At 56.6% G+C, this 15104-nt stretch carries 12 protein-coding genes; 9 read left to right on the plus strand and 3 right to left on the minus strand.

The features are described 5' to 3' along the window. Positions 1-48: 48 nt before the first annotated feature. Together zwf and gnd are read left to right on the plus strand one after the other, a co-directional pair. A complete protein-coding gene (gene zwf / locus PVA01S_RS12370; RefSeq protein WP_127607886.1) occupies positions 49-1563 on the plus strand; it encodes a glucose-6-phosphate dehydrogenase in 1515 nt (504 codons plus the stop codon). 43 nt (positions 1564-1606) lie between these two features. Continuing rightward, entirely contained in the window at positions 1607-2512 is a 906-nt protein-coding gene (gene gnd / locus PVA01S_RS12375; protein ID WP_054797197.1) for a phosphogluconate dehydrogenase (NAD(+)-dependent, decarboxylating), read from the plus strand. A 99-nt stretch (positions 2513-2611) separates the two neighbouring features. Here gnd and PVA01S_RS12380 read toward each other — a convergent pair whose 3' ends face one another. Beyond that, positions 2612-3517: a DMT family transporter gene (locus PVA01S_RS12380; RefSeq protein ID WP_127607887.1), complete on the minus strand. Its 906-nt coding sequence runs from the start codon at positions 3515-3517 to the stop codon at positions 2612-2614. 120 nt (positions 3518-3637) lie between these two features. Here PVA01S_RS12380 and PVA01S_RS12385 point away from each other — a divergent pair, with 120 nt between their 5' ends. Then, a complete protein-coding gene (locus PVA01S_RS12385) occupies positions 3638-5104 on the plus strand; it encodes an aminotransferase-like domain-containing protein (protein WP_127607888.1) in 1467 nt (488 codons plus the stop codon). Positions 5105-5213: 109 nt separating this feature from the next. Here the strand turns inward: PVA01S_RS12385 and PVA01S_RS12390 are convergent, their stop codons facing one another. Together PVA01S_RS12390 and add are read right to left on the minus strand one after the other, a co-directional pair. Beyond that, positions 5214-5555, minus strand: a complete 342-nt coding sequence (locus tag PVA01S_RS12390; protein WP_127607889.1) for a hypothetical protein — start codon at positions 5553-5555, stop codon at positions 5214-5216. A 188-nt stretch (positions 5556-5743) separates the two neighbouring features. After that, the gene (gene add, locus PVA01S_RS12395) at positions 5744-6793 is read right to left on the minus strand and encodes an adenosine deaminase (RefSeq protein ID WP_127607890.1); all 1050 of its coding nucleotides are present in this window, start codon (positions 6791-6793) and stop codon (positions 5744-5746) included. A 598-nt stretch (positions 6794-7391) separates the two neighbouring features. Between add and PVA01S_RS12400 the strand changes: the two genes are divergently transcribed. From PVA01S_RS12400 to PVA01S_RS12425, 6 genes are all read left to right on the plus strand, one after another. Next, the gene (locus tag PVA01S_RS12400) at positions 7392-8984 is read left to right on the plus strand and encodes a PucR family transcriptional regulator (protein ID WP_127607891.1); all 1593 of its coding nucleotides are present in this window, start codon (positions 7392-7394) and stop codon (positions 8982-8984) included. Positions 8985-9014: 30 nt separating this feature from the next. Further along, entirely contained in the window at positions 9015-10190 is a 1176-nt protein-coding gene (locus PVA01S_RS12405; protein WP_127607892.1) for an XdhC family protein, read from the plus strand. Further along, on the plus strand, positions 10129-10731 hold the full coding sequence (locus tag PVA01S_RS12410) for a nucleotidyltransferase family protein (RefSeq protein WP_127607893.1): 603 nt from the start codon (positions 10129-10131) through the stop codon (positions 10729-10731). The genes PVA01S_RS12405 and PVA01S_RS12410 overlap by 62 nt, the downstream gene beginning before the upstream one ends. A 422-nt stretch (positions 10732-11153) precedes the next feature. Then, positions 11154-12299, plus strand: coding sequence for a BMP family ABC transporter substrate-binding protein (locus PVA01S_RS12415; protein ID WP_054799741.1), 1146 nt, complete (start codon positions 11154-11156; stop codon positions 12297-12299). A gap of 90 nt (positions 12300-12389) precedes the next feature. Continuing rightward, positions 12390-13946, plus strand: a complete 1557-nt coding sequence (locus PVA01S_RS12420; protein WP_127607894.1) for an ABC transporter ATP-binding protein — start codon at positions 12390-12392, stop codon at positions 13944-13946. Continuing rightward, positions 13943-15073, plus strand: coding sequence for an ABC transporter permease (locus tag PVA01S_RS12425; protein WP_054797203.1), 1131 nt, complete (start codon positions 13943-13945; stop codon positions 15071-15073). Before PVA01S_RS12420 ends, PVA01S_RS12425 begins: the two co-directional genes overlap by 4 nt. Positions 15074-15104: the final 31 nt, after the last annotated feature.

A 15104-nucleotide genomic window follows, 5' to 3' on the forward strand; every position in this document is an offset into this window, starting at 1 on the left:
CTTAAATATAGATCCGTCAGGAATCGGAATTAAAGGGGGGAAAGAATCATGGATCCAATTACTTTTGTTTTGTTTGGATCGACCGGGGACTTGGCGAAAAGAAAAATATTCCCGGCGCTGTACAACTTATTTTTGGAGCAAAAATTACCCCAATCTTTTTCGGTTATCGGCTTGGGACGAAAAACGTTTACGGATGCCGAATTTCAACATTATGTCGAGCAATCTTTACGCACCTTTTCCAGACGCAAGCCTGAAGCGCAGGAGCGGCTGGAGGAATTTCTGGACTGCATCCGCTATTATGCTTTGGATGTTACGAACAAGGAAGGATACGTGGGGCTGCTCAAGCTCATTCAAGAGCGGGAAGAGCAGTTAAACATTCCTGAAAATCGGATGTTTTACTTGTCTGTCGCCCCCGAATTTTTTGACGTAATTGCTTCCCGTATCAAGGAGAGCGGTTTAGGCGAGACCAAAGGCTGGAAGCGTCTTATTATTGAAAAACCTTTCGGGCACGACTTACAATCGGCCCGCGAATTAAATCATAAATTAAGCCAATCTTTTGAAGAAGATGAAATTTTCCGGATCGATCACTATCTTGGAAAGCCTATGGTGCAAAATCTCGAAACGCTGGTGGCTGCCAATCCGCTGCTTAAAGCGTTATGGAGCAATCAATATATTGCCAATATCCAAATTACGGCGAGCGAAACGGTCGGCGTCGAAGAGAGAGCCGGCTACTACGAAACTGCCGGAGCGATCCGGGATATGTTTCAGAACCATATGCTGCAGCTGCTGATGATGACGGCTATGCACCTGCCTGCCCGAATCACGGAGAAAAATGTTCGCCAGCAGAAGATTCATTTATTGAAATCGTTACGCCGCCTATCCAAAAAGGATGCGGCAAACCACGTCGTCCGGGGTCAGTATGGCGCTGGAGACATTCAAGGCCAAGCCGTTGCTGCCTATCGTGAAGAGCCTGGGGTTGACGCTTTCTCGATGACCGATACGTTTGTTGCCGCGCGGCTTTGGATTGACGACTTTTTCTGGAATGAGGTTCCGATTTACATTCGGACCGGCAAAAGAATGAAGGAAAAGTCGACACGCATCACCGTTGAATTTAAAGACCGGTTCAAGGAACCGTACGGGAATGCCAACCAGGCCGTTCCGAACCTGTTGACGATTCAAATCAATCCGGATGAAAAGATAACGCTGCAGCTGAATAGTAAAAATCTGCTGCACAACGGACAGATGGAACCTGTCATGATGGACTTCTCGATGGATGCCAGTCAGATGCCGGAAGCTTACGAGCTTTTAATATTCGACGCGCTGAGAGGCGATGCGACGTTCTTCGCCCATTGGGAGGAAGTGGAGCTGGCCTGGGAGTGGGTGCAGCCCGTTCTCGAGGCTTTTGCCGAAAACCAGCTGCCTCTACACTTGTATCCATCGGGTTCGTACGGTCCGGCGGCGGCCCACCGTTTATTGGAGGAGCAAGGGTTTCGCTGGTGGCCGGATGAAGAAGCGGTGGATGTCAGGGAAATGACGCTGCACGTCACAGCTTCAGCACCATAACAGGAGAACGACCCGAATCTTGACATCAGGAGGATAGCGTCATATGAAAATCGGATTAGTCGGTTTAGGTAAGATGGGTTTAAATTTGGGCAAAAATTTAATGGATCACAAGCACGAAGTGGTTGCTTTTGATTTAAATACGGACGCGGTGGCCGAAATGAAAAGCTACGGGGCACAGGGCGCATCCGGGCTGCAAGAGCTTGTTCAAGCTTTGCCGGTTCCGCGGATTGTATGGATTATGGTGCCCCATTCGGCGGTGGATACCGTCATCGGTCAAATAACGCCGCTCCTGTCCCAAGGCGATATTGTCATCGAAGCGGGGAATTCGCACTATAAGGAATCGATTCGCCGATACAATCAGTTGAAAGAAAAAGGGATTCACTTTATGGATGCCGGAACTTCCGGAGGTATGGAGGGCGCCCGGCACGGGGCCTGCTACATGGTTGGCGGGGACCCGGAAGCATGGCGTGTAGTGGAGCCCATCTTCCGCGACACCGCCGTGGACCAAGGCTATTTGTATGCGGGTAAAGCCGGGAGCGGCCACTACCTGAAGATGGTTCATAACGGAATCGAATACGGCATGATGGCCGCTATCGGTGAAGGCTTCGAGGTGTTGGAGAAAAGCGGGTTTGATTTCGACTATGAGCAGGTGGCCCGGGTCTGGAATCACGGCTCCGTCATCCGTTCCTGGCTGATGGATTTGACGGAACGCGCTTTTTCCAAAGATGCCAAGCTGGATGAGATCAAAGGTGTGATGCATTCCTCCGGCGAAGGCAAATGGACGGTGGAGGAAGCTATGGATCTTCAGACAGCGACGCCGGTCATTGCCATGTCTCTGCTGATGCGCTACCGTTCCCTGGATCACGATACGTTCACAGGCAAAGTCGTAGCCGCTCTGCGGAACGAATTTGGCGGGCATGCCGTGGAGAAAAGCACCGTTACGGTGTAGGACGCGTTTTGAAGGATTTTATCGAAAAGCGGAATAAAAAAATCACGGGTTACGATGTCGTAACCCGTGATTTTTTTATGAGTTCAAACCTCCGAAAAATCATGTACGCGTCATAGCAGCATGCAATTTCTGCAGCCCGGCGGCGTTCACCAGAACGATGCCGAATATGATGAGGATGCCCCCTGCCGCGGTAAGCCAGGATAAGGCTTCGTTATACAACAGGCTGCCAAGCGTCATGGCAATCAGCGGTGAAACATACAGCCACGTTGACGGGAACACCGGGTTCGTCCTGGAGACGAGCCAATAGAACAAGCTGTGCCCGACCATGGAGCCGATGACGGTCAAGTACACGAGTGAGCCTGCGCCGGAAAGCGTGGCGTAGGGCGCGAGATCGATCCGCTCCGTGAGCAGGGACAAGATCAGGAGCAACGCGCCGCCGTGCATCATCTGTGCAGCATTGAGCGCGATCGGCGACGTATCGGGAAATCGGGTGATCACTTGTTTGGTGTACAAGGCTCCCGACGAATAGCTCAGCTCGCCCAGTAAAATCAGTACACAGCCCAGCACCCACAGCATGCTCATCCCCAGCGATAAGCCGGGCAGCAGCAGCAGGACGACGCCGGCAAAGCCGATCGCACAGCCGGCAGCGGATGCGGCGGTTGGCTTCTGGCGGTGCAGGAGCGCTTGGAGCAGCAGCATCATGATCGGTCCTGTCGCCGAGAGCACGGCGGCCAGACCGGATGCGACATATTGCTCGGCCCAGTACAGCGTTGAGAACGTACCGAATGTAAGGCCCGTGCCGGTAAGCAGCGTTTCTTTACGCCACAGCAGCGACAGCCGGGTTCGGCGCTTCCCCAGCATATACAGAAACAGAATCAGGCCCGCAGCCAAGAAGCGGATGCCGGCCGAGAAGAAGGGAGCGGCTCCCGCATCGATTCCCGCCTTAATAACTAGAAACGTTGTGCCGAAGATGGCGCACATGAACAAATAACCGAACAGGATCATCGCGGTTCCTCCTTTTGATCCATCGTACAGGAGGAAGCGTAGAACAGATGAAATGGAATAGAACAGATGGGCCAGGAATGAGGTACAATAGGAGAAGTTGAACCAAAGGATGTGGCATGGATGCCGAGACAATCTTATTCAACCGGTCAATCGTACCGGTTATTCGAGCAGGTGTACGATCACATCGAGAACCGGATCCGGCGCGGCGACTGGAAGGAGCATGAGAAGCTGCCGTCCATCCGGCAGCTTGCCCAAGAGCTTCAGGTTCACCGGCTGACCGTATTTCGCGCTTACCGGCTGTTGGTGGAGCAGGGAAAAGTATATGTCAAGGACAAGTCGGGTTACTTCTTACAGCCAAGTGGTTCTCAGATGCCGGAGGCCGTGGACGCGCTGGTGCCCGCTTATGAGACGGTGAATCATTTGTCTGAAATTCATCGCATCCCGGTCGCTTACCAATTGTCCGAGGCGATCATTGATCCGAACCTCCTTCCGAATATGTATTTGACGGATTATGTAAAGAGGGTGTTCGATCTGTATCCGAAGGTGCTGGCCACCTACTCCCCGGTACAGGGGGATGAGGAGCTGCGGGAGGCGTTGTGCCGGTATTTCACGAAGCGACACCTGTTTCATCTGACAGCGGATGAGATCCTCATTACATCTGGAGCGCAGCAGGCGATTAATCTGATTGCCCGTATCCTGGTGAAACCGATGGATACGATATTGCTGGAGAGGCCGACGTATAGCGTGGCCTATGATATTTTCCGCCAGCAGGGGGCGCAGATCATTCCTGTGGACATTCACCCGGACGGTTATAATCTCGAGCAGGTGGAGGGGTGCATGCGCCGGTATAAGCCTCGTCTGTTCTATATGAACCCGACGTTCCACAATCCGACGGGTTATACGGTTCCGGTCGAACAGCGCAAAAAACTGGTGGAGCTGGCGGAACGATACCGGTGCTTGCTGGTGGATGACGATACGTGCTACGACATTTATTTCGACCGGGAGCCGCCGCCGCCGTTGTTCACTTATGACACGGAAGGCTGCGTGATCTACATCCGCGGGTTTAGCAAATATGTCTCCCCCGGGCTTCGGGTTGCCGCTGTTATGAGCAGACCGCCGCTCATGAAGCCGCTGCTGACCGCCAAGTCGTTATCGGACAACGGCTCTCCGCTGTTGAACCAGAAGATGTTTTTGCATTATTTTACATCGGACCGGCTGCAGCAGCATCTCAAGAAGCTTCGTATCGCTCTCCAAATCCGTAAAGAGATCGTGGAGGAGGAGCTTGCGGCTACCGATTGGCAATGGATCAGCCCGCAGGGCGGATTGAATTTGTGGGTGCGCCTGTCTGGCGGCCTATCGGCCGAGAAGCTGCTGGCCGCAAGCATGCGGCAGTCGATTTCCTTTGTCCCCGGTATCATCTGCGATCCGAAGCGGGAGCTGACCTCCTGGGCGCGCGTCAGCTACTCCTATGCGAACGAGCCGCAGCTGAGGGAAGGGATGCGGAAGCTGATTGCTCTTGCAGGTTCGATGGACTCATGGAGCATCAATCGTGGCGGTGGACGGTCTAAAGCAGGCGGAAAAGCATAGCGGTTAAGTGCCGGCAAGCCGACATGGGGCGGCTGGCTGAAGCTCAAGCGAGAAGAAGACAAACAGACGCTGCGCCCGAGGCGCAGCGTCTGTCTGTCTGGGGGGACAGTTACTTGTTGACGTAGAGGTACGGTGTCCGGATCACGCTGTAGGTTCCTTCAATCATTTCCTCGGTAATAATGTTCGCTTTAAGCAAGGCGGAAATTTTCGCTTGATCCGGTTTTGATACGTTCTTCCATAGCTGCGGATCCGGCAGCGCGTCGAATAACAGGTGGTCGACGAATTGCTTTTTCTCTTGATAAATGACTTTTACCGTGTAGTCGTTGACGTGCAGCTCCGCGCTTTCCGGGTACATCGAGAGGATGTCTCTGCGAATCGATTCGAGCTCGTCTTCTATTTTTTTGTGCTGATCCTTCAGTTCGCAATAACGCGCCAGTTTATTAAAGTCCATGGGGATTACCTCGCTTTTGCCTCGATTTATACTTCATGACTATGCAGGAGACAAGCGTATTAGACTCAAATGGCAAACTTTGCGCGGAGGCGTGACGCCTGTTCAGGATCGCCGCAAAAAGCGCCTATCGGGGCACGACTCCGTCTTGGACGGGTTTGTGTTCCGGCAGGCGCTTCTTTGCGCACTTCCTAGAGGACGTTAATCTGCAGCTCGCCCAGCTTGCGCTTGAAATCGGCCTTCAAGATCCGTTTCTCGCGAGGCTCCAGGAAGGCCGCATCCACGCCGTTCATAACGATCGCGGCCAGCTCGTGCAGCGTAAAATGAAACTTCTCTGCGATCGTTTGGTACTCTTGCGTAATCGTCGTGCCGGATACGGTCGGATTATCCGTATTGACGGTCAGCGTCAACCCCTGCTCGAAGTACTGCTTGATCGGATACGCCTCCCAACCGGATACGGCCTTCGTCTGGATGTTGCTGACCGGACAAAGCTCCAATGGGACGTTCCGCTCTCTGACAATCTCCAATACTTCCGGGTTTTCCTGCAGACGCACGCCGTGCCCGATCCGAACGGCGCCAAGCCGGGTAACGGCCTCATAAATGTTGGCCGGTCCCGCCGCTTCGCCGGCATGGATCGTAATCGGAATGCCGTGTTTGCGGGCTAACGCGAACGTATCGCGGAATAACTCCGCCGGGAACGAAGCTTCATCGCCCGCAAGGTCGACGGCGACGACGCCTTGGCCGAGGAAGCGGGCCGCGGCTTCCACGACCTCGCGATTGGCCTGCTGCGAATGGTTGCGCATGCAGATCGCGATGGCGCGCGCTTTGACGCCGCAGCGCGCTTCTCCCTGTTTGAGCCCTTCGGTCACCCAGTACATCGTTTCGTCGACGGATAAGCCCATCTTCCGGTGAAGCTGCGGCGCGAAGCGAACCTCGATATAACCGCAGCTGTGCTCGGCGGCTTGCTCGACCGCCTCGCGGGCGACGCGCTTTAAGGCGTCTCCCGTTTGCAGAAACGGCGTCGTAAAGTCGAACTTGCTTAAATATTCCTTCAAGCTTCCGCAATCGTCGGTCACCTGCATATAAGGCAGCAGCAGCTCCTTCTCGGAGGCAGGCAGCGGAATGCCCAGCGTACTGGCCAGCTCGAGCGCCGTTTCCGGTTTGACGCAGCCGTCCAAGTGCAGATGAAGGTCGACCTTCGGCAGCTTTCGTATCAATTCCTTGGTGATGACGGTATCCATAACGCTTGTTCTCCTTTCGATTTATAGAAGGAAATAGACATTCAACGGGAATGTCTATCGGCATAGGAACGACGATCTTCAGTTAACGGACGGAAGCTGGACATGATCCGTATCGCAAGAAACGGTTTCGCAAGAAAAGCTGCCGCCAAAACACGAACGCATCTTCCTCGAAAGTGCTCCGACCAGAAGCTTTTCTTAATACTATACGTACGGTCATGGTTTATGTCAATAATCATAACAACAAAACATAAAATAAGGGTTTTTCAATTAATATATTACACAAACATAACATAAATAATTGCAAATTGTTGAACACGGCCGTTCAATTTCGGATGTTTCCAGCGTTCTCTCGTTAGGGGACGGTTCGGATCATTGGATTGCGAAATGCTGAAATACTAGGTTTTACTGGATTTATTGGAGGGTCAGAGATTAGGGGCGGGTGTAAAGGAGGCAACATCGGCAGCCCAATTTATGAAAATTTATCGATTTGACGGTTTACATAAAATTGTATTTAGTGTTATATATTATTACATAAACAAATATTAATATAACATATAATGTTATATTTTGCGTTTTTTTGGCGCGGAGGGTGGGTTCTATGAATATGACGGTCGAACAGGCGTTATCGGTATACCCGCTGTCGGAAGGGCGTTTGATCGCCGGGAGGGATGGGGCCGCACGCATCGTGAAATCGGTCAATGTGATGGATGCGCCGGATATTACGGAATGGATCAAAGACGGAGAGATGCTGTTCACGACGGCTTACGTGATGAAGGACCGGCCTGAAGAAGCGATCGATTTGCTGCGCAAGCTCCATGCGAGAGGCTCTGCGGGGCTGGGCATCAAGCTCGGCCGTTTTTGGACGAATGTGCCCCAGTCGATTGTGGAGGAGGCGGACCGGCTCGGATTTCCGCTGATCGAGCTGCCGTATCAGTTCACCTTTTCCGATCAGATGAACGGGTTGTTTCATGCGGAGCTGGAGCGAAATACGCGATCGCTTCAAAGATTGCTGGAGAAGCAAAAGAAGCTGATGCAATTTGCGCTGGGCGCGCAGTCGGATTCGATGTTTTTTGAACAAGTGCAGGCGATTGTAGAGACGCCGTTCGCCGTGGTGAGCTCGCGCGGCCATTTGATTTACAATGCGACGTCGTACGGCGATAAGCAGCTGCTGGAAGGTTGGCCTTGGCGCGAAGGGGTCAGGCGCTTGCGGGCGGGAGGAGGCGAAATGTACCGCGTTCCCGTCGAGTACAAACGGGAATGTATCGGGTACGCGGTCTTCGGCCGGCATGAGGTGGCGCTTATGAAGGAAGAAGAGGGACTGTTCGTGCAAACGGCGGAAATTCTCGCGCATCACTTGAGCTGCATTTATCGCGATGAGCTGGAGCGTTCGCTGAATCGCGATTTGGGCGGGATGTTTGCCCGCTATTTGAGTCAAGACGTGCCGGTCGGGATGCTTACGGCGCAGATGGAGGATCTGGGCATTCGCGTGCTGGGCGGTTCCTATCAATGTGTGCTGACGAAGGTGATGTCAGGGGTGGACGGGGCGCACCGGGAGGTCATCAAGGCCGTTCGGGAGGAGCTGGAGTACAACCCGGCTTTTCGCGAGCTGGAGGTTGTGCATTTCGTGGTGGGGAACGGGGTATTCTCGATTTTTCGGGGCGACGAATGGGCAGTCTCCGGCAAGCTGCCGGACATCATGAACCGCGCGCTCGGCTGTATGTTGGACAAAGGGATTTTGCCGCAAATTCGAATGTCCGTTAGCAATAAGAAAACGAAGCCTGCTGTTCTCCGGCAAGCTTACATGGAGTGCTCGGAGGCGTTCGAGCTGGCGGAGCGGCTTGGCGTCGCCGACAAGGTCGTGCGCTTCGAATCGGTGGAGCTGGCCTATGTATTCCGCCACGTGCCGACGAACGAGATGCGTACGTACGGGCAAGAGGTGCTGGCGGAGCTGTTGGCCAAAGACCCGGATTACGCACACGAAATGCTGCGGACGCTGGAAGCGTTCCTGGAGCATGACGGCCAGGTGAACGAGGCGGCGAAGCATTTGTTCGTGCATCGCAACACGGTGGCCTACCGGCTGGAGAAGATCGGTGAAATCCTCGGGGCCGATTTCAAAAAAATGAACGATTTGCTGAGGCTGAAGCTGGCGTTTATGTTCCGGCGCATGCTTGATGAGCGGGATTCGGAGTAACGGTCTTATAAGTTGAAAGGGGGTGGTGGTATGGAGTTCCACGAGGTGCTGGACGCATGGGACGAAACGCGCGGGAATGCTGTACTGGCCACAGTCATCGGAGTGGAGGGTCATGCCTACCGCAAGGAGGGCGCTTCGATGCTGCTTTATGCCGACGGCCGCCGTGTCGGGGCGATCAGTCCGGGCTGCCTGGAGGCCGACGTCATGGAACGGGTGCCGGACATTGCGGCCGGCGGTCCCCCGCAAACGGTTGAGTACGACATGAGGGATGCCGACGATTGGGCATGGGGAGAAACGGTCGGCTGCGGCGGAAAAATCACGGTGCTGCTGGAATCGGTGGAAGGAAGGCTCGCCGACGCGCTGACCGAGCTGCTGTCGCGATTGCGGCTCGGCGAAGCGTGCTGCTTGGTGCGGCGGCGGCAATCGAAGGCCGCCCGGTCTGCATTCATGAGCGGCACTGGTGCGGCGGGCGCGCCGGAAGGGCTTGGCAGGCACGAGGAATCGGGAATGCCGGGGCTGCCGGGAGAGTCGAGGGGGCCGGAAATGTGGGGAATGCCGGGAGTGCTGGATGCGAGCCTGGAGTACGAAGTGGAAGCGGTAAGTTCCGGGGAGGCGGCGACAGGCTGGGAAGACGATGGCTTCCGCTTGCTGTGCGAACCGAAGCCGCGTTTGCTTATATTCGGCGCGGGTGCGGATGCCGAGCCGCTCGCTGCGCTGGCTGCTGCGTCCGGGTTTCGCGTCGTCGTGGCCGATTGGCGGGAATCGCTTTGCTGCCCGGGGCATTTTCCCGGCTGTGGGACGTTCGTCGGCTCGCCGGTGGAGGCGGTCGAGCGGCTCGGCGTAAGCGAATCGGATTACGTTGTGGTGATGAGCCATCATCCGGGCCGCGACCGTCAATGCTTGCAGGCGTTGTGGCCGCGGGCTGCCCGTTACGTCGGAGTGCTCGGCTCGAAGGCGCGGACCCGGCGGTTGCTGGAAGGAATGAACCCGCCGCCATGGCTGCACTGGCCTATCGGGCTGGCCATCGGGGCGGTCGGGCCGCAGGAGATCGCCGTCAGCGTCGTGGCGGAGTTGATTGCCGTGCGCAGGCGGGCAGATATACGCGGGGAAAGGGGAAGTGCGCTTGAAGGCGGCGGGGCTGTATTTGGCAGCCGGTCAAAGCCGGCGAATGGGAGTCCCCAAGCTGTCCATCCCGCTCGGGGATAAGGGTCCGCTTGGCGGTATGGCGCTGCGGGAGGCGGCTCAATCCGGGTTGGATGATATCTTCGTTGTTACGCGTTCAGGGGAGCGGCCGGACTGGTATCCTTTTGCAGAGGGGGAGGCCGCGGGTGAACGCTGCTTCCTCATTCCCGCGCCCGAGGCGGAGCTCGGAATGGCGCTCTCGATTCGAGCGGGCTTGTCGGCTGCGGCCGACAACGGTCCGTATGATGCGGTTGTTGTCCTGCTGGCGGATCAGCCGCTGCTGCGCGCGGACATGATCGACCGGCTGTTGGCGGCATACAGGGCCGATCCGTCGCTTGAATTCGCAGCCTGGGCGGATCGGGGAGAGGCGCGGCCGCCGGTGCTGTTCGCAGCGTCCGTATTTGACACGCTGCGCCGTTTGGCAGGGGACGAGGGGGCGCGCAAGCTGCTGACGGGCTCGCGGCTGCGGGGGAAACTGCTGGAGGGGGAAGCGGCGTGGTTCACGGATTTGGACACGCCGCTTGAAGTGAAGCTTTTCATTGAACGTTACGTGCGCAGCGGATAAGTCGGTGAAGGGGCTGGAAGGAGAGGTGGAAGTAAATAGCGGAACTGTAAGGGGCATCGTTATGCTGGAGGGACCGAGCTGCGAGGTTTAGGCGAATCGCGCATCGTGGTTACGTTATTTTCGAATGAAAGCTCCGCTATTTGCGCGAGACGGGTCCGGCTGAGCGGGTTTGGGCGCAGGGAGGACTGCATAGGACGGCGAATACACGAGGAAGCTCCATGTTGTGTCAACTATATGTTATGTATATACCGATAAAGGTGATTATTTCACAAAAACAGCGCATCTTTTTAGCACAAAAAACAAAATAATGTCATATTAATTGACGTATACATGCCGCTGACTTATAGTGAAATTACTTCAAAGACAACGATGGTGCCCAAGTAAACGAAATGATCTAAATCATGTATGCGGAGGAGAGCGCAATGAGACTGACTCAGGTATGGACGGCGGCATTGATGTTGATTTTGGCCATGATTGTGGGGGTGGCCGGTTGTTCGCAAGAAAGTGCGAAACCGGCTGCGACAGGGACGACTGATCCGAAGCCTGCGGATACGGCGGCGAAGCCGACAGAGACAAAGGCACCGCGCGTCGCATTCGTCTACATCGGACCTCCAGGTGACGGCGGTTGGACGTACGAGCACGACCAAGGGCGTTTGCAGATGGAGAAGGAGCTGGGCATCAAGGCTGACTTCGTCGAGAACGTACCGGAAAGCGCCGATGCCGAGCGGGTGATCACGGAGCTGGCGCAAAACCACGACCTCATTTTTACAACAAGCTTCGGTTACATGGAATACACGCTGAATGTCGCCAAGAAGTTTCCGAAGGTTATCTTCATGCACGCATCCGGCTACAAAACGGCCGACAATATGGGCACCTATTTCGGACGCAATTATCAGGCCAGCTATTTGGCAGGCATCTCCGCCGGTAAAATGACGAAAAAGAACGTGATCGGTTACGTCGGCGCGTTCCCGATTCCGGAAGTCATTTATAACATCAACGCGTTCACGCTGGGTGCGCAAAGCGTCAATCCGGACGCGAAAGTCAACGTCGTGTGGAGCAACACCTGGTACGATCCGGCGACGGAGCGGCAAGCCGCCGTCAGCTTGCTGGACAAAGGCGCCGACGTCATCGCCGCTTACCAGGACTCTCCGGCCAGCCTGCAGGCGGCTCAAGAGCGCGGTGCGTTCGGCATCGGCAACGATTCCGATATGTCGCGGTTCGCACCGGAAGCGTACATCACGTCCCCGGTATGGAAGTGGGGCCCTTACTACACGCAAGTGGTCAAGGAAGTCATGGAGGGCAAATGGAAGCCCGGCCAATATTGGGGCAGCATGAAGGACGGCATCGTCGATTTGGCGCCGCTCGGCAAGAACGTGCCGGACGACGTGAAGAAGCTGGTCGAGGATGCCAAGGCCAAGGTGATGAGCGGCGAGCTTGACGTATTCAAAGGGCCGATCTACGATGCGGCGGGCAGTGTGAAGGTGGAAGAAGGCAAGACGCTGGCGGATGCGGATATTTTAAGCACGAACTGGTTTGTCAAAGGGGTTGAAGGCACGATCCCGAAATAAAACGGGCTTCCCATGATGCAAATCCCTTCGTAACCGCGAAGGGATTTGTGCTAGCCGAAGGCCCCGGGTGAAGAAGAGAGGCTGACTCGAATGACGGAATATGCGTTTGAAATGACCGGTATCCTAAAGCGGTTCGGCCCGGTAACCGCAAGCGACGGCGTCGACCTGTCCGTTCGGCGGGGCGAGATTCATGCGCTGCTCGGCGAGAACGGGGCCGGCAAGAGCACGATCATGTCGATATTATCCGGCGTGTACCGCGCGGACGAAGGCGAGATTCGCATCGGCGGGAAGCCGGTCCACATTCGCGGTCCGAAGGACGCGATGAAGCTCGGGATCGGCATGGTCCACCAGCATTTTCGGCTGGTGGCGGCGATGACCGGAGCGGAGAATATTGTACTGGGCCAGCGCGGCAGCGTTTGGCGAGGCAAAGGCTGGATGCGGAGCAAGCAGCGGGAGCTGGAAGAGCTGGCTCGTAAATTCGGCCTGAGCGTTCCGATGGACCGGCCGGTCTGGCAGCTGTCCGTCGGCGAGCAGCAGCGCGTGGAAATTATGAAGACGTTATACCGCGGGGCGGACATCGTCATCCTTGACGAGCCGACCTCCGTGTTGACGCCGGGAGAAGCGGAAGAGCTGTTCCGCACGCTGAGGTCGATGAAGCAGGAAGGCAAGACGGTCATGATTACGACCCACAAGCTGAGGGAGGTCATGGCGGTTGCCGATGTGATGTCCATGATGCGCAAAGGAAAGATGATCGCATCTGTCGCCAAGGAGGATACGTCGGAACAGGAGCTGGCGCAGCTGATGGTCGGGCGGTCGATCGAGGCGGCAACGGCGAATCATGCCGGTCCGTCGCCGATCCGGGATCAGCGGGAGGCGCTTGGCGCGATTCTCGCCGTGGAGCGGCTGCAGGTGAACGCGGACCATGGTCGCCAGGCGCTGCAGGGCGTTACGCTGCAGGTAGGCAAGGGCGAGATCGTCGGCGTCGCCGGGGTTGCCGGCAACGGGCAGAAGGAGCTGGCGGAAGCGTTGACGGGACTGCGCCCCTGGCAGTCGGGTACGGTCGTATACGACGGCCGGGAGCTGCAGACGCCCAGCGTGCGCAGGCTGATTGAGCTGGGTGTCGCCCATATTCCGGAGAACCGGATGAAAAGCGGCTTAGCTGGCTCGCTCGGCGTCACGGATAATTTATTATTCAAGTCGTATCGTACCCCGGCCCGTTCGCGTCTCGGCTTCTTGCGAAAAGGGGGAAACCGCAGGTGGGCCGAGGAGCTGGTGCGGAAGTTCGACGTCAAGACGCCCGGTCTGGACGCGCCGGTGCGCCAGCTGTCCGGAGGCAACCAGCAGAAGCTTGTGCTCGCCCGCGAAGCGGAGCAGAAGCCGAAGCTGCTCGTTGCCGTGCATCCGACGCAGGGTCTCGATGTCGGGGCTGCTGACGGGGTGCATCGCATGCTTCGGGAGCTCGCCGAAGGCGGAACGGGCATCCTGCTCATATCCGAGGATTTGGACGAAGTAATCAAGCTGTCGGATCGTGTGCTCGTGCTGTTTAACGGCACGATTCAAGCCGAATTTCGAGCCGGGACGTTGGACCGGGGCGATATCGGCTCCGCCATGGCCGGCTTACCGGAATCGCGAGGTGAAGCCATATGAGTACCGAACCCTCAGCCGGAGCTTGGGGAGCAAAGGCGCAGACGGCGGAAGCCGGGGGCGCCGACAAGCCTAAATTTCGCCTGGAGCTGAACTCCGCTCCATCTGGCGTATGGTGGATGCCGATCGTGTCGGTTGGGCTGGCGCTGGTGTTTTGCGGGTTGTTTATTGCGCTGAACGGCATGAACCCGATCGCCGTTTATTTGAAAATGCTTCAAGGCGCCTTCGGCTCCAGCTACGGCATCAGCGAAACGATGGTCAAAGCGATTCCGCTGCTATTATGCGGACTCGGCGTCTCGTTCGCCTACCGCATTTCGATTTGGAATATCGGAGCGGAAGGACAGCTGATCGCCGGTGCGATCTCCGCGACGGCGGTTACGATTTATTGGCCGGAGCTCGGCGGGCTTTGGGCGATTCCCGTTATGATGATCGCCGGGATGGCCGGGGGCGCGCTGTGGGGGCTGCTGACGGCCCTGCCTCGTACGCTGTTCCGGGTGAACGAGCTGATTACTTCTTTAATGTTGAATTATGTGGCGATTCTATTGCTGAATTTCTTCGTGTTCGGTCCCTGGAAAGATCCGAAAGGGATGAACTTCCCCGGCACCGCGGAATTTCCGCCGGCGCAGCAGCTGCTGACGCTGGGCGGCTCGCGGCTTCACCTGGGGCTGGTATATGGTCTGGTCGCGGTCATTCTATACGCGGTCTGGATGAACTACACGCGCTGGGGCTACGAGCTTCGCTTGCTCGGCGCGAATCCGGCTGCGGCCAAGTACGCGGGGATCGCGGTGAACCGTCACATTATCGTCGTGATGCTGATCAGCGGCGGCCTGGCCGGACTTGCGGGCATGAGCGAGGTGTCCGGGGTGACGCACCGGCTGATGTACGGATTGTCGCCCGGTTACGGGTATACGGCCATTATCGTCGCTTGGCTCGCCAAGCTGAATCCGGCCGGCCTGCTTGTGTCGTCCGTGCTGTTCGGCGCACTGATTGTCGGCGGCTACAGCGTGCAGACGATCGGGCTGCCGTCGTCCATGTCGCTGATGCTCCAGGGCGCGATCTTATTCTTTCTGATTGCCGGGGATCACTTCGGAAAATACCGGCTGCGCCGCAGCCGCAGCGATAAAGCATAAGGAGCCGGGAGTCGACCGGCGGTCGAAGGGG

The organism is Paenibacillus validus NBRC 15382 (assembly GCF_004000985.1).
In the GTDB taxonomy this organism is placed as follows: Bacteria; Bacillota; Bacilli; order Paenibacillales; family NBRC-103111; genus Paenibacillus_G; species Paenibacillus_G validus.